This is a genomic window from Streptomyces smaragdinus, assembly GCF_009604385.1.
Classification (GTDB): Bacteria; Actinomycetota; Actinomycetes; order Streptomycetales; family Streptomycetaceae; genus Streptomyces; species Streptomyces smaragdinus.
Genome location: NZ_WEGJ01000027.1, coordinates 1 through 14,613, shown reverse-complemented (window position 1 = coordinate 14,613; position 14,613 = coordinate 1). Strand labels below are relative to the sequence as shown.

At 73.3% G+C, this 14,613-nt stretch carries 12 protein-coding genes and 1 pseudogene; 9 read left to right on the top strand and 4 right to left on the bottom strand.

Annotation, left to right across the window (positions count from 1 at the left end):
• Nucleotides 1-114: 114 nt before the first annotated feature.
• Together acs and SRB5_RS25715 are read right to left on the bottom strand one after the other, a co-directional pair.
• Nucleotides 115-2,070, bottom strand: coding sequence for an acetate--CoA ligase (gene acs, locus SRB5_RS25720; protein WP_323378463.1), 1,956 nt, complete (start codon nucleotides 2,068-2,070; stop codon nucleotides 115-117).
• A 108-nt stretch (nucleotides 2,071-2,178) separates the two neighbouring features.
• The gene (locus SRB5_RS25715) at nucleotides 2,179-4,401 is read right to left on the bottom strand and encodes a SulP family inorganic anion transporter (RefSeq protein WP_153455809.1); all 2,223 of its coding nucleotides are present in this window, start codon (nucleotides 4,399-4,401) and stop codon (nucleotides 2,179-2,181) included.
• Between the two features lie 298 nt (nucleotides 4,402-4,699).
• Here SRB5_RS25715 and SRB5_RS25710 point away from each other — a divergent pair, with 298 nt between their 5' ends.
• Nucleotides 4,700-5,968, top strand: coding sequence for a polysaccharide deacetylase family protein (locus SRB5_RS25710; RefSeq protein WP_153455872.1), 1,269 nt, complete (start codon nucleotides 4,700-4,702; stop codon nucleotides 5,966-5,968).
• Here SRB5_RS25710 and SRB5_RS25705 read toward each other — a convergent pair.
• Nucleotides 5,956-6,942 (bottom strand): ATP-binding protein, encoded by a 987-nt coding sequence (locus tag SRB5_RS25705; protein ID WP_153455808.1) that lies wholly within the window; start codon nucleotides 6,940-6,942, stop codon nucleotides 5,956-5,958. The two genes, SRB5_RS25710 and SRB5_RS25705, sit on opposite strands and share 13 nt — an antisense overlap.
• Before the next feature lie 96 nt (nucleotides 6,943-7,038).
• Between SRB5_RS25705 and SRB5_RS25700 the strand changes: the two genes are divergently transcribed.
• Entirely contained in the window at nucleotides 7,039-7,881 is an 843-nt protein-coding gene (locus tag SRB5_RS25700) for a Fic family protein (protein ID WP_153455807.1), read from the top strand.
• Between the two features lie 385 nt (nucleotides 7,882-8,266).
• On the opposite strand, the gene SRB5_RS25695 is transcribed toward SRB5_RS25700, so the two are convergent.
• Entirely contained in the window at nucleotides 8,267-9,097 is an 831-nt protein-coding gene (locus SRB5_RS25695) for an HAD family hydrolase (RefSeq protein ID WP_153455806.1), read from the bottom strand.
• A 455-nt stretch (nucleotides 9,098-9,552) separates the two neighbouring features.
• Here SRB5_RS25695 and ssd point away from each other — a divergent pair, with 455 nt between their 5' ends.
• The 7 genes and pseudogenes from ssd to SRB5_RS37585 all read left to right on the top strand — a co-directional run.
• Nucleotides 9,553-10,629: a septum site-determining protein Ssd gene (gene ssd / locus SRB5_RS25690; protein ID WP_153455805.1), complete on the top strand. Its 1,077-nt coding sequence runs from the start codon at nucleotides 9,553-9,555 to the stop codon at nucleotides 10,627-10,629.
• A 14-nt stretch (nucleotides 10,630-10,643) separates the two neighbouring features.
• Nucleotides 10,644-11,777: a TadA family conjugal transfer-associated ATPase gene (locus SRB5_RS25685; RefSeq protein ID WP_153455870.1), complete on the top strand. Its 1,134-nt coding sequence runs from the start codon at nucleotides 10,644-10,646 to the stop codon at nucleotides 11,775-11,777.
• A 50-nt stretch (nucleotides 11,778-11,827) separates the two neighbouring features.
• Nucleotides 11,828-12,595: a type II secretion system F family protein gene (locus tag SRB5_RS25680; protein WP_323378461.1), complete on the top strand. Its 768-nt coding sequence runs from the start codon at nucleotides 11,828-11,830 to the stop codon at nucleotides 12,593-12,595.
• A 395-nt stretch (nucleotides 12,596-12,990) separates the two neighbouring features.
• Nucleotides 12,991-13,428 carry a type II secretion system F family protein gene (locus SRB5_RS37590; RefSeq protein ID WP_323378460.1) on the top strand — a complete coding sequence of 146 codons (438 nt, stop codon included), beginning with the start codon at nucleotides 12,991-12,993 and terminating at the stop codon, nucleotides 13,426-13,428.
• Between the two features lie 42 nt (nucleotides 13,429-13,470).
• Nucleotides 13,471-13,662: a DUF4244 domain-containing protein gene (locus SRB5_RS25670; protein ID WP_153455803.1), complete on the top strand. Its 192-nt coding sequence runs from the start codon at nucleotides 13,471-13,473 to the stop codon at nucleotides 13,660-13,662.
• Between the two features lie 277 nt (nucleotides 13,663-13,939).
• The gene (locus tag SRB5_RS36730; protein WP_323378458.1) at nucleotides 13,940-14,257 is read left to right on the top strand and encodes a TadE family type IV pilus minor pilin; all 318 of its coding nucleotides are present in this window, start codon (nucleotides 13,940-13,942) and stop codon (nucleotides 14,255-14,257) included.
• A 52-nt stretch (nucleotides 14,258-14,309) separates the two neighbouring features.
• Nucleotides 14,310-14,441, top strand: a pseudogene (locus SRB5_RS37585) (pilus assembly protein TadG-related protein); the annotation flags it as partial.
• Nucleotides 14,442-14,613 lie beyond the last annotated feature (172 nt).

The window sequence follows — 14,613 nt, the reverse complement described above, 5'->3', positions numbered from 1 at the left end:
ATTCCATCGCACTCTACAGGGCGCCCACTGATCGTCGGGAACCCCACCGTAAGGACAAAGGGGGCACCCCCGCAGCGCGGGAGTGCCCCCTACCGGGGCCGGGGAACGGACCCGTCAGTCCTCCGAGCCGGCCGCCGGCAGCTTCGCCTGGATGAGGTCCATGACCGCGGAGTCGGTCAGGGTCGTCACGTCGCCGAGCGTCCGGTTCTCCGCGACGTCGCGCAGGAGCCGGCGCATGATCTTGCCCGAGCGGGTCTTCGGCAGCTCCGCCACCGGCATGATCCGCTTGGGCTTGGCGATCGGGCCCAGGGCCTTGGCGACATGCGCCCGCAGCTCCTCGACCAGACCGTCGTCCTCGGACGCGCCGCCGCGCAGGATGACGAAGGCGACGATCGCCTGCGTGGTCTGCGGGTCGGTGGCGCCGACGACCGCGGCCTCGGCCACCTTGGGGTGCGAGACCAGGGCGGACTCGACCTCGGTGGTGGAGATGTTGTGGCCGGAGACCAGCATCACGTCGTCGACCCGGCCGAGCAGCCAGATGTCGCCGTCCTCGTCCTTCTTCGCGCCGTCACCGGCGAAGTACTTGCCCTCGAAGCGGGACCAGTAGGTGTCCTTGTAGCGCTCGTCGTCGCCCCAGATGGTGCGCAGCATCGACGGCCACGGCTCGGTGAGCACCAGATAGCCGCCCGAGCCGTTCGGCACCTCGTTGGCGTCGTCGTCCACGACCGTCGCCGCGATGCCCGGCAGCGGGACCTGGGCGGAGCCCGGCTTGGTCTCCGTGACACCCGGGAGCGGGGAGATCATGATCGCGCCGGTCTCGGTCTGCCACCAGGTGTCGACGATCGGGACGGCGTCGGCACCGATGTGCTTGCGATACCACATCCAGGCCTCGGGGTTGATCGGCTCGCCGACCGAGCCCAGCACCCGCAGGCTCGACAGGTCGAACTTGGCCGGGATGTCGTCGCCCCACTTCATGCAGGCGCGGATCGCGGTGGGCGCCGTGTAGAAGATCGTCACGCCGTACTTGGCGATGGTCTCCCACCAGCGGCCCTGGTGCGGGGTGTCCGGGGTGCCCTCGTAGAGCACCTGCGTGGCGCCGTTGGCCAGCGGGCCGTAGACGATGTACGAGTGGCCCGTCACCCAGCCGACGTCCGCCGTGCACCAGAAGACGTCCGTCTCCGGCTTGAGGTCGAAGACGGCGTGGTGGGTGTACGCCACCTGGGTGAGATAGCCGCCGGTGGTGTGCAGGATGCCCTTGGGCTTACCCGTGGTGCCGGAGGTGTAGAGGATGAAGAGCGGGTGCTCCGCGTCGTGCGCCTCGGGGGTGTGGGTGTCGGCCTGGCGGCCGACGATGTCGTGCCACCACACGTCGCGTTCGTCGTTCCACGCGACCTCCTGGCCCGTACGCCGCACGACCAGCACCTTGCGTACCTGGTCCGAGCGGTCCGCCGCCTCGTCCACGGCGGGCTTGAGGGCGGAGGGCTTGCCGCGGCGGTAGCCGCCGTCGGACGTGATGACGACGCGGGCGTCGGCGTCGGCGATCCGGGTGGCGAGCGCGTCGGCGGAGAAGCCGCCGAAGACCACCGAATGGGGGGCGCCCAGACGGGCGCAGGCGAGCATCGCGACGACCGTCTCGGGGATCATCGGCATGTAGACGGCGACCCGGTCGCCCTTCTCCACACCCAGCTCGACCAGCGCGTTCGCCGCCTGGGCGACCTCGCGCTGGAGCTCGGCGTAGGTGATCGAGCGGCTGTCGCCGGGCTCGCCCTCGAAGTGGATGGCGACGCGGTCGCCGTTGCCCGCCTCGACGTGGCGGTCGACGCAGTTGTACGCGACGTTCAGCTTGCCGTCCTTGAACCACTTGGCGAACGGCGGGGTCGACCAGTCGAGTGTCTCGGTCGGCTCGACCGCCCAGCTCAGCCTGCGGGCCTGCTCGGCCCAGAAGCCGAGCCGGTCCGACGCGGCCTGCGCGTACGCGTCCGCGGTGACGTTCGCGGCGGCCGCCAGATCTGCCGGCGGTGCGAAGCGGCGCTCCTCCTTCAGGAGGTTGGCCAGGCTCTCGTTACTCACGACTGCTCCCTCATGCGGGGTGTCCGGTTGTGTCCCGGGCCTAGCTCATCAGTCCACGGGAGTCCCTGACAAGGGCCTGTGGATAAAATGGTTTAGACCTTTAACCCGTCAGAGTGCCGCCCCGGGCAACGGTTGCGGGCCCTCACCGGGTCCCGCCTTCGAAACTGTGTCCGGGCTCACTGCCCGGAAGTGTCCGCCCGGCGCCTCCAGTACATAGGCCTGCGCCTCTCCCACGTGGAAGTACATGCCGTGCAGGGACAGCCGTCCGGCGGCCACCGCCGCGGCCACACAGGCGTGCGCGAGCAGATGGTTCAGCTGCTGGACGACGTTGGCCAGGCTCAGCGCCTCGACGTCGTCCAGATGCGGCCGGTGCGCGATCAGCGGGCCGGTACGGGCCAGGCTCGGCGCCGCGTGCTCCAGCCACCGCTGCAGCGGGGTCCGCGCCGGACCCGCGGGGGCGGCGAGCAGCGCCTGCATCGCGCCGCAGCCGGAGTGTCCGCAGACGGTGATCGAACCGACGCGCAGCACCTCGACGGCGTACTCGATGGCCGCCGCGACGGAGTCCTCCCGGCCGGGCAGCGGCACCAGGTTGCCCACATTGCGGACGGTGAACAGATCACCCGGCCCACTGGAGGTGATCATGCTCGTCACCAGCCGGGAGTCCGCGCAGGTGAGGAAGAGGTGCCCCGGCCGCTGCCCCTCCCGCGCCAGCCGCGCCAGCTCCTCGCGCACCAGCGGGGCGGTGGCGCGCTGGAAGTTGCTCACCCCGCTGAGCAGGGTGGGCGCCGCCGTGTCGCCGTCCGTCCGCAGGCACGCGTGGTTGTGCCAGGGGATCCACGGCCGGCAGTGGTGCCCACCGCACTCGGTGACCACCGGCAGCCCGGCGCCGGACGCCAGCCGTGCCGTACCGCCGCGCGCCAGATGGGCCCGGCGCCATTCCCGCAGCGCCTCGTACGCCGCGTGGTCCATGAACGACCCGGTGAGCTCCACCGACGCCGCCGCGCCGGCGGGCACCTGGGCCAGCGCCCGGGTCAGCCGCGGTACGGCGAGGAACGTCAGCTGGCCCCGCACCCGTACGTGATGCCCGCGCTCGCCCTCCTCCACCGTCACCCGGGTCCGCGCCAGCCGGTGCAGCGCCACCGCGACGGCGACCGCGATCCCGGCGGCGACCCCCTCGAGGACGCCGAGGAGCACCACGCCGGCGAGCGTCGTCGCGTACACCGCCAGCTCGCGGTGCCTGCGGACGGTGCGCACATGGCTGAGCTTGACCATCTGTACGCCGACGACCATCACCAGCGCGGCGAGGGCGGCCAGCGGGATGAACTCGAGTACCCCCGTGAGCAGCCCGGCCGCGATCAGCACCCACACCCCGTGCAGGACGGCGGAGTCGCGGGTCACGGCCCCCGCCGCGCAGTTCGCCGCGCTGCGTACCGCGACCCCGGTGACGGGCAGCCCGCCGAGCAGACCGGACGTCAGATTGGCCAGCCCCTGGCCGCGCAGCTCCTTGTCCAGATCGGCCTTCGGGAGGTCCTTCCCGTCGGGCCGGGCGGCGGCCAGCCGGTCCACCGCCACGGCCGACAGCAGCGACTCCACGCTCGCCACGAGGGTCATCGTCAGCACCGCGGCGGTCAGCCCCAGGACGGGCCCGCGCGGCATCTCCGCCAGCGCGTGCGTACTCCACGACGGCAGCTCCACCCGCGGCAGCGACAGCCCCGTGAGCACCGTCAGCCCCGTCGCCAGACCGACGGCCGCGAGGGCCGCTGGCACCGTACGCAGCCACCGCCCGCCCCGCCCGGGCAGCCTCGGCCACAGCAGCAGGACGGCGACGACGAGCAGGCTCACCGACAGCGAGACGGGATGCAGGCGCGCCAACTGGTCCGGCAGCGCGAGGGCGTTGGCGACGGGGAAGGACTGCGGGCTGCCGCCGAGCACGATGTGCAGCTGTGCGATCGCGATCGTGACGCCGATACCGGCGAGCATCCCGTGCACGATCGACGGGCTGACGGCCAGCGCCGAGCGTGCCACCCGCAGCCGGCCGAGCAGCAGCTGGACGGCGCCGGCGACGGCGGTCACGGCGCAGGCGGTCGGCCAGCCGTACTGGTGGATCAGATCGGCGGTGATAACGGTCAGACCGGCGGCCGGCCCGCTGACCTGCAGCGGGGCGCCGCCGAACCGGCCGGCGACCAGTCCGCCCACGGCGGCGGCCACCAGTCCGGCCTGCAGCGGGGCGCCCGTGGCCAGGGCGATGCCCAGGGACAGGGGGAGGGCGATGAGGAAGACGGTGATCGAGGCGGACAGATCCGCGAGTCGGATACGGCGTCGGGCAGGCATGGCTGGCGTCTCCTCGGCGGGGACGGGCCGTCCGGTGATCGGACGGGCGATCAGTCACGGTGCGTAACGGTCTGGTGACTCTTAAGTCTCGGTAAATGAATCGTAATGCCCGGTAAAGAGCTCACCCAGACTTTTCGGCCGTCTGGCTCATTCGATCCGCCTATCGAGTGAATCAAGAAGAATAATCCGAATTACTGGTTATCCCTCTTTCATGGGTTCGCGTCAATTCGCGTCCCCGGAATAAGCCATTCGGGTCAATGGCGCGTCGGTGGTGGCGCCCAGGGAAGAGGGAGTGACCTTGTACAGAACATGGCGAGCGGCGATCGGTATCTGCGCGGCGGCGGCGCTGGGGGCGTCGGCCACCGGCTGCTCCACCGGCGCGGGAAGCGGGGACGACAAGGCGGCGAACCGCCCGATGCGCCTCATCGGCGACGGCTCGACGGCGTTCACCGGCCGCCAGCCGAACCAGCCCCCGGTCACGAAGCTCGCGCCCGGCGAGCGCCCGCCGCAGTTCGTCGTCTTCTCCTGGGACGGCGCCGGCGAGGACGGCCAGCAGTTGTTCAGCCACTTCCGCGAGGTGGCGCGCGAGAGCAACGCCGCGATGACGTACTTCGTCAGCGGCGTGTACGTCCTGCCCCGCTCCCAGCGGATGAGGTACGAGCCGCCCGGCCACCCCCGCGGCTCCTCCGACATCGGCTTCCTGGACAAGGACCAGGTCCGCGCGACCATCGAACAGATGCGGCTGGCCTGGGAGGAGGGCAGCGAGATCGGCACCCACTTCAACGGCCACTTCTGCGGCCCGACGGGCGTCGGCGGCTGGACCGTCGACCAGTGGAAGAGCGAGATCCAGCAGGCCAAGCAGTTCGTCGAACGGTGGAAGACCAACACCGGCTGGACGGACGCCGATCCGCTGCCCTTCGACTACGAACGCGAGCTCGCCGGCGGCCGCGCGCCCTGCCTCGAGGGGCAGAAGAACCTGATGAAGGCGGCCGAGGACATGGGCTTCCGCTACGACTCCAGCGGCGTCAACAGCCAGGTCTGGCCGTCGAAGCGGCACGGCATCTGGGATCTGTCCCTGCAGAACGTGCCGTTCCCCGGCCGCAGCTTCGAAGTCATCAGCATGGACTACAACTTCATGAGCAACCAGTCGGGCTCCGCCGCCGCGCCCGTCGAGCAGCACGCCGCGTACGAGAAGCAGATGCGCGAAGGACTGCTCGCCGGATTCGAACGCGCCTACAACGGCAACCGCGCTCCGCTCGTCGTCGGCAACCATTTCGAGAGCTGGAACGGCGGCGCGTACATGCGCGCCGTCGAGCAGACCATCCGTACGGTGTGCCGCCGGGCGGAGGTCCGCTGCGTGTCGTTCCGGCAGCTGGCGGACTGGCTCGACGCCCAGGACCCGGCGGTGCTGGCGAAGCTGCGCAAGCTCGACGTGGGGCAGGCGCCGGTGGACGGCTGGAAGGACTACATGGCGGCGGCACCCGCGGGCGGGAAAGCCAAGGCGCCCCGCGAGGCCGCCGGGGGATCGGCGGTCGTCGCGGGGCGGCTGCGGGCTCAGGCCGGCTGACGGCTCCCGCTCGACTCGCGCAGCACGAAACCGGGGTCGATCTGGGTCGCCAGATCGACCCCGGTCCGCGCGTTCGCCCAGCTCTCGGCGTTGCGCAGATGGAAGTGCACCATCTGCTGCTGATAGCGCGCCCAGTTCCGCCGTCCGTACGCCGCGACGGCCGTCCGCTGCAGCGAGTGGAGGGCGTGCCGGACGGGCTCCTCCAGCAGTTCAAAGGACGGCCGCTGTCCCTTCTCCGTACCGCGCACCCACTCCGAGCGGCCGACGACGGTCAGCAGATCGTCCCCGACGGCCTCCCGCAGGAAGGCGATGTCGTCCTCCCCCTCGACCTTGTTGCCGACGACGTGCAGCGCGATGTCGTAGTCCCGCGCGTACTCCCGGTACTGCCGGTAGACGGCCACCCCCTTGCGGGTCGGCTCGGCGACGAGGAAGGTCACGTCGAAGCGGGTGAACATGCCGGAGGCGAACGAATCGCTGCCCGCTGTCATGTCGACGACCGCGTACTCGTCGCGGCCGTCGGCCATGTGGTTCAGGCACATCTCCACGGCGCCCGTCTTGGAGTGGTAGCAGGCCACCCCCAGGTCCGCCTCGGTGAACGGACCGGTGACCATCAGCCGTGCCGGGTGGCCGTCGAGGTCCAGCGGGCGGGCGCAGGCCTCGTAGACCGGGTTGTCCTCATCGACGCGGATCAGCCGCGACCCCTCGCCGGGCGGCGTCGTCTTGATCATCGTCTCGGCGGAGCCGATCCGCGGGTTGGTCCCGCGCAGATAGTCCTTGATCAGCGTGAGGTGCGCGCCCATCGCGGGAAGCGCGGCTGCCTCGTCCTCCTCCAGCCCGAGCGCGGTGCCCAGATGCTGGTTGATGTCGGCGTCGACGGCGAGCACCGGACGTCCCTGGGCGGCGAGATGGCGGACGAACAGCGACGAGATGGTCGTCTTGCCGCTGCCGCCCTTCCCTACGAAAGCGATCTTCATGTTCACTAACGGTAGATCATTGGTCACGGTGGGTGCCGCATCGGTGTGCCGAAGTCCACCCCTTCGGGTTGTGCGGGGTTGCGTAGGCTCGACGCCATGAGCACGCCTTCCCCGCACACGCCCTCCGCCCCGCCGTCGGACCCCCTGGCGGCCCTCGCCGGCCTCCCCGGTGTCACCGCCGCGGTGGACGCGGTACGCACCGCCGTCGACCGGGTGTACGGCCATCGGGTGATGCGCCGGCGGTCCACCGAGGTGTCCGGCGAGGCGGCCCTGCGCGGGGCGCGCGCCTCCGCCGCGCTGTCGGGCGCCGACTGGGCGCTGGAGGAGGTGCGGCGGCGCACCGACTTCGGCGACGCCGGCGAACCGCGCACCGTGGGCGCCGCGCTGCGGCTGAACGCGGAGGCCGGGCAGCTGCTCGGGGTGTGGCGGCAGTCGCCGCTGCGGGTGCTGGCGCGGCTGCACGTCGTCGCCTGCGGGACGGACGCCGATTCGGTGGGACGCCCGCGGCGGGCCGGTGAGGCGGTCGACGGCGCCGGCGGGGACGGGCTGCCGCTGCCGTCCGCCGGGGACGTCTCCGCGCGGCTGGACGCCCTCGCGGAGCTGGTCGTCGCCGGGTCGTCGGCGCCGGCGCTGGTGCAGGCCGCCGTGGTGCACGGGGAGCTGCTCGCGCTGCGCCCGTTCACCTCGTACAACGGGCTCGTCGCACGGGCCGCCGAACGGCTCGTGCTGGTGGGCAGCGGGCTGGACCCGAAGGGCGTCTGTCCGGCGGAGGTGGGGCACGCGGAGCTCGCCGACCGGTACGCGGAGGCGCTGGCCGGCTATGTGAGCGGGACGCCGGCCGGGGTGGCGGCGTGGATCGCGCACTGCGGGCGGGCGGTGGAGCTGGGGGCGCGCGAGAGCACGGCCGTCTGCGAGGCGCTGCAGCGCGGGGCTGCTTGATCTGTCCGGCGTAACTCCCGGACAGGGTTGCGGCGACGTCCCGTTCGGGGCGTCGCCGCTGGCATGTCCGCCGGGGTACCAGTGCGTGCACGATGTATGCCCATCAGGCCGGATCACTTCGGTCCTTGTGCCTGGTGCGGCTGGCCCCTAATCGAGGGGTCGGCGTCGCGTGGGTTCCCGACGTTCATGCATGCGGTCCGTGGGGCCGCTTGATGAGGATCCTCTCGGATGCCCCGGTCTCGCGGGCCGTAAATCCTTTGTACTCCGATCGGGCGACAAGCGGAAGCCGGGGCGCCGGATCTTTACTTTTACGTGCAAATACCGGCGATGAGGGCTAATCGGGCGCTCGGGCGATACGAGCAGGCCGGCGGGTGTTGTCGTCCGGTCAGGCAGTACGGGCGCGTCTGCGGGACGCGTACCAGACGATGCCCGCCGCGGTGGCCGCCGCGACGCCCGCCGCCGTGGCCAGCAGCACCGGCCGGGACGGCATCGCGAACTGCGGCACACGCTGCTTGAGCCGCACCGGGCGGCTGAACGTCAGCACCGGCCAGTCGCGCGCCGCCGCCTCGCGCCGCAGCCCCTTGTCCGGGTTGACCGCGCAGGGATGGCCGACGGCCTCCAGCATCGGGACGTCGGTCACCGAGTCGCTGTAGGCGTAGCACCGCTCGAGGTCGTACCCCTCGGTCTCGGCCAGCTCGCGGATGGCCTCCGCCTTCGCCGGGCCGAAGGCGTAGTACTCGATCTCGCCCGTGTAGCGGCCGTCCTCGATGACCAGCCGGGTGGCGATGCTGCGGTCCGCGCCGAGCAGCTCGCCGATCGGCTCCACCACCTCGGAGCCCGAGGTGCTGACGATGACCACGTCGCGGCCGGCCAGATGGTGCTCCTCGATGAGGGAGGCGGCCTCGTCGTAGATGATCGGGTCGATCAGCTCGTGCAGCGTCTCGGCGACGATCTCGCGTACCTGCGCCACGTCCCAGCCCCGGCACAGGGCCGTCAGATAGGCCCGCATCCGCTCCGTCTGCTCGTGGTCCGCGCCGCCGAGAAGATAGATGAACTGCGAGTAGGCGGAGCGCAGTACGGCCCGCCGGTTGATCAGTCCTCCTTGATAGAAGGACTTGCTGAAGGTCAGTGTGCTCGACTTCGCAATGACCGTCTTGTCCAGGTCGAAGAAGGCGGCTGTCCGCGGCAACGCTTCGTTTCCCACAAGAGCGAGCATAAGGGCCCACCATTCGGCGTAAGCTGTGGCGTGTGGGTTTGCCTGAGAAGGCTCTCGGGTACACCATGGAAGTCACGGATCGTTCGCGACCGTGCTAACCCGGTCCGGCTCCTCCCCCCCCGAGTCGGCCGTGGGGACGACCCCCGCTCTCCCCCCCGGCGGGGGTCGTCGCATGTCCGGATACTTTTTCTCCGGCCCACGACACCCGGGGCCACTCCCCTCCGTGTGGCCCCTCGGGCATCTCCTCGGCAAGTGAGACGCATCACGGTGCGTAACCGTTGTGCGGGGTTCATGGTTCTCACCCGTTCGGGTGAGGAAATTGTTCACAGCCACTGAGTTGTCCACCGATTTCGTCCATGATCCACAACTTTTCCGCCCACTCGGCACGGTAAGTCGTGTCGTTTGCAGCAAAAGTCGCGGGGCACTGCGCCGCGTCGGGGTGGAAGGGGACGGGGATGTCGTACGGGCCGGGGGCGGTGCTCGTCGTCACGGAGGACGTGGAGCTTCTCGACGATCTGCTGCGGCTGTGCGCCGCGGCGGGGGCGAGACCGGAGGTGGCGGCGGATCCGTCGCCGGGTGAGTGGAGCGCGGCGGGGCTGGTGCTGGTCGGCGACGACCGGGCGGCGGCGCTCGCGGGCCGGGCCCGCCGGGACGCGGTGCTGCTGATCGGACGGGACCTCGACGACGCGGGGGTCTGGCAGCGTGCCGTGCGGCTGGGGGCGGACCATGTCCTGTGCCTGCCCGACGCCGAGAGCCGGCTGGTGGAGTGGATCGCGGATGTGGCGGAGAGGGTCGGGGACCAGGCGTTCGCCGTCGGGGTGCTCGGCGGCTGCGGCGGGGCGGGGGCGTCCACGCTGGCATGCGCGCTCGCCGTGACGGCGGCGCGGGCGGGGACGCGGACGATGCTCGTCGACGCCGATCCGCTCGGCGGCGGGCTCGACGTGCTGCTGGGCGGGGAGAGCGCCGAGGGGCTGCGCTGGCCGGCGTTCGCCCGGTCGCGGGGGCGGATCGGGGGCGGCGCGCTGGCGGAGGCGCTGCCCGAGCTGCACCGGCTGCGGGTGCTGAGCTGGGACCGGGGTGCCCCGGCGGCGGTCTCGCCGGAGGCGATGCGGTCGGTGCTGTCCGCCGCGCGGCGGCGGGGCGGGGTGGTGGTCGTGGACCTGCCCCGGCGGATCGACGAGGCGGCGGCGGAGGCTCTGGCCCAGCTGGACCTCGGGCTGCTGGTCGTCCCCGGCGAGCTGCGTGCCGTGGCGGCCGCGCACCGGGTGGCGGGGGTGGCCGGGATGGCGCTGCCCGATCTGCGGGTCGTGGTGCGCGGCGCCTTCGGCCGGAGCCGGCCCGCGCTGGGGGACGAGGAGGTCGCCCGGCTGCTGGGGCTGCCGCTCGCCGGTGAACTGCCCGTCGAGCCCGGCCTGCTGGAGCGGCTGGACAGCGGGGCGCCGCCCGGATCGCGTGCGTCGGGGCCGCTGGCCCGCTTCTGCGGCGCGTTCTGGGAGCGGGCGCTGCCCGGGGCGGCGGGGGTGGCGGCGTGACGGTCGATACGACGCTGCTCGACGCCGTCCGGCTGCGGCTCGCCCGCGGCGGCGGTGAGCCGACCCCGGCCGGGGTGGCGCGGGCGCTGCGGGACGAGGGGCGGCTGCTCGGACACACGGAGGTGCTGGGCGTGGTGGACGCCCTGCGCTCCGAGATGGTCGGTACGGGCCCGCTGGAGCCGCTGCTGGCCGCGCCGGACGTGACCGACGTGCTGGTCACCGGGCCGGACGAGGTGTGGATCGACCGCGGCCGGGGCGTCGAGCGGACCGCGGTGCGCTTCCCCGACGCCGAGGCGGTCCGGCGGCTGGCGCAGCGGCTCGCGGCGGTGGCCGGACGGCGGCTCGACGACGCGCGGCCCTGGGTGGACGCCCGGCTGCCGGACGGCACCCGGCTGCACGCCGTACTGCCGCCGGTCGCCGTGGAGTCGGCGTGTCTGTCGCTGCGGGTGATCCGGCCGCGGGCGTTCAGCCTGGCGGAGCTGACCGCGGCCGGGACGGTGCCGCCGGGCGGGGAGGGGCTGCTGCGGGCGCTGGTCGCGGCCCGGCTGTCGTTCCTGATCTCGGGCGGGACGGGGACGGGGAAGACGACGCTGCTGGCCGCGCTGCTCAGCCTGGTGCGCGTGGACGAGCGGATCGTGCTCGCGGAGGAGTCGGCGGAGCTGCGGCCCGCGCATCCCCACGTGGTCCGGCTGGAGACCCGGCCGGCCAATCAGGAGGGGCGCGGTCTGGTCACCCTCCAGGACCTCGTGCGTCAGGCGCTGCGGATGCGTCCGGACCGGCTGGTCGTGGGTGAGGTGCGGGGCAGTGAGGTGCAGGACCTGCTGGCCGCGCTGAACACGGGGCACGCCGGGTGCGGGACGGTGCACGCGAACGCCGCCGGTGATGTTCCGGCCCGGCTGGAGGCGCTGGGTGCGGTGGCGGGGCTGGATCGGGGGGCGCTGCACAGTCAGCTGGCGGCCGCTCTGTCCGTGCTCCTGCATGTGGTGCGGGACCGGGGTGGGGCGCGGCGGATCGCCGAGGTGCATGTGCTGGACCGGGGCGCTTCGGGGCTGGTGGCGACGGTGCCGGCGGTGGTGTGGGGGCCGGAGGGGTTTGTCCGGGGCGCCGGGTGGGGGCGGCTGGTGGAGCTGTGCGGGGGGCGGTTGTGAGCGTTTGGGTGGTTCTGGTGTTGTGCGCCGCCGGGTGTGCGGGGGGTGCTGTGCGGCTTTGGGTGGCCGGGCGGTCGGCGTCGGTGCGGGCCCGGCGGATGCTGATGCCCCGCGAGGGGGCGGGGCGGTGGCGGGAGTCGGTGGGGGTCGGGCTGCGCTTGGTGCGGAGGCGGCCGGAGTTGGGGTGTGTGGTCGGCGGGGTGCTGTTGGCGTTGCTGGGGGACTCCTGGCTGCCGTTGGTGGTCGGTGCGGGTGCTGTGCCGTTGGTGGGGCGGCGGTTGGCGGTGCGGCGGCGGGCGCGTGAGCGGGAGCGGCGGGGGGAGGCCGTGATCGCGCTGTGCGGGGCTGTGGTCGGTGGGCTGCGGGCCGGTAAGCAGCCGAATGAGGCCCTGTTGGCGACGGCCGCGGGCGTGGAGGTGGCGGCTGCGGCTCGGTTCGGCGGGGATGTGCCGGGGGCCTTGCGGCGGGCTGCGGGGGCGCCGGGGGCGGAGGGGCTGCGCGGCGTGGCGGCTTGCTGGCAGGCGGCGGCCGAGGGCGGGGCCGGGCTGGCCGAGGGGCTCGATCGGGTGGCGGTGGCGCTGCGGGCGGAGCAGCGGTCGCGGGCCGAGCTGGCGGCCGAGCTGGCGGGGCCGCGGTCGACGGCGGGGCTGCTGGCGGGGCTGCCGTTGGTCGGGCTGCTGATCGGCGGGGCGATCGGGGCGGAGCCGCTGCGGGTGCTGCTGCATACGCCGGTGGGGCTGGGGTGCCTGGTGCTGGGCGGGTTGCTGGAGTGGGGCGGGATGGCCTGGACGGGGCGGATTGTGCGGGGGGCGCGGTGAGGTGGATGTGCGGGGTGGTGGGTGGCTTCGTGGGCGGCTTCGTAGGTGGAGAGGTTGTCCACAGGTTGTGGACAGTGCTGGCTTGGGTTGGGGTGGTGCTGTGTGTGCTGGATGCGGGGGTCGGGGCCTGGCGGGCGCGGAGGGTGCGCCGCAGGGCCGGGCGGCTGGTGGGCTCCGGCGGGGTGCGGGGGCGTCGGCCGGGTCTGCGTGGGCGGTCCTTGGGGCGGGGGCGCGGGCTGTTGGTGGGGGTGGTGGCGCCGGTGGTGTGTGTGGCCGCTGGGCCCATCCTGCTCGGGCCGGTCGCGGGGGGTGTCCTGGGACTCGCCGTGGGTTACGGCATATGGCGGTGGGTGAGGCGTCCGGGATTCTCCGGGGAGGCGGCCGGCGGTGGGCAGGTGGCCGATGAGCTGCCGCTGGTCGCGGATCTGCTCGCGGCGTGCCTGGCCGCGGGGGCCGGGCCGCGTGAGGCGGCCGGGGAGGTGGGCGGTGCGCTCGACGGCGTCGTCGCCGGGCGGCTGGCCCAGGGGGCGGCGGAGCTCGCGCTGGGCGGGGATCCGCGGGCGGCGTGGCGGGGGCTCGCGGAGCTGCCGGGGGCGGACGCGCTCGCCCTCTGCCTGGAGCAGTCCGCGCACACCGGGATACCGGTGGTGGAGGCGGTGACCCGGCTGGCGGCGGAGTGCCGCGCGGAACGCGGACGCCTCGCGGTGGCCCGGGCCCGCCGCGCGTCCGTCCTGGTCACGGCTCCGCTGGGGTTGTGCTTCCTGCCGGCGTTCCTGGCCCTGGGGGTGGTCCCGGTGGTCGTGGGGCTGGCGGCGGGGATGCTGCGCGGCTGACGGATGTCGCGCGGGGGTTCGACGATATGAAGGGGGATCATCATGTTCCGTGCATTTCTGGCTCGGTGGTGTCGACTGCGTGGCGACGACCGGGGGATGACCACGTCCGAGTACGCCGTGGGCACGGTCGCGGCGGTGGCGTTCGCCTCGGTGCTCTATGAGGTGGTGTCGTCGGGGGCGGTGAGCGATGCGCTCCAGGGCGTGTTGGAGCGGGCGCTCAATGGCCGGTTCTGAGGCGGGAGACGGGCTGCGCGGACGGCGCGCCGGGCTTGCGGCGGGGGATGGTCGTGGGGCTGGATCGCGTGGGCTTGCGGCGCTTGGGCTGCGGGGACGCCGCGCCGGTTCTGCAGCGGGCTGGTGCCGCGTCGCCGCCCCCGCTCGCCGCACGGGACTCTGCGGGCGCGGGACCGGTTCCGAAGCGGGACCGGGCGGGCGGGACTGCGGTTCTGTTGGCTCGGGCGGACGTGACGGCGGTGCTGAGGTCGGCCGGGGCGGGTGCGACGCCGGGTTTGTGACGGTGGAGACGGCTGCGGCTATACCGGCGTTGGTGCTGGTGGCCGTTGGGCTGATCTGGGGGCTGCTGGCGGCCGGGGCCCAGGTTCAGTGTGTCGACGCGGCGCGGGCCGGGGCGCGGGCTGTTGCCCGGGACGAGCCGGGGGCCGCGGCGGTGGCGGCCGCCGAGTCGGTGGCGCCGCGGGGTGCGCGGGTCACGGTGGTGCGGGAGGGGGATCTGGTCCGGGTGCGGGTGATCGCCGCCGCTCCCGGGCCGGGGCCGCTCGCGCTGACGCTGCGGGGGGAGGCGGTGGCTCTTGCGGAGGCGACGGTGTGAGCGGCGGAGGTGTGAGGGGCGGCGGGCGCAGGACGACCGGGGCTCGGCGACCGTGTGGGTGGTGTTCGCGTGCGCCGCGCTGTGTGCGGTGTTCCTGGCGCTGCTGGCCGTGGCGCAGGCGGTGCAGGCCCGCCACCGGGCGGGTGCCGCCGCCGACCTGGCGGCGCTGGCGGCGTCCGACGAGGCGCTGCTGGGGCGGGCGGAGGCCTGCGCCACGGCCCGCCGGGTGGCGCACAGGTCCGCCAGCCGCGGTCTGGGGTCGGTCAGCGGGCGGTACGCCGTCTTGTGCGGGTAGGCGTAGACGTACGACTCGTACGGGGTGTTCATCCGGCGCCTCCGTGCTGTCCGTGCTGTCC

Excerpts from the sequence above, each read along its gene's own strand:
- SRB5_RS25715 (WP_153455809.1), bottom strand. The coding sequence starts at position 4,401 with ATGCCTGCCCGACGCCGTATCCGACTCGCGGATCTGTCCGCCTCGATC.
- SRB5_RS25705 (WP_153455808.1), bottom strand. The coding sequence starts at position 6,942 with ATGAAGATCGCTTTCGTAGGGAAGGGCGGCAGCGGCAAGACGACCATC.
- SRB5_RS25700 (WP_153455807.1), top strand. The coding sequence starts at position 7,039 with ATGAGCACGCCTTCCCCGCACACGCCCTCCGCCCCGCCGTCGGACCCC.
- SRB5_RS25695 (WP_153455806.1), bottom strand. The coding sequence starts at position 9,097 with ATGCTCGCTCTTGTGGGAAACGAAGCGTTGCCGCGGACAGCCGCCTTC.
- ssd (WP_153455805.1), top strand. The coding sequence starts at position 9,553 with ATGTCGTACGGGCCGGGGGCGGTGCTCGTCGTCACGGAGGACGTGGAG.
- SRB5_RS25670 (WP_153455803.1), top strand. The coding sequence starts at position 13,471 with ATGTTCCGTGCATTTCTGGCTCGGTGGTGTCGACTGCGTGGCGACGAC.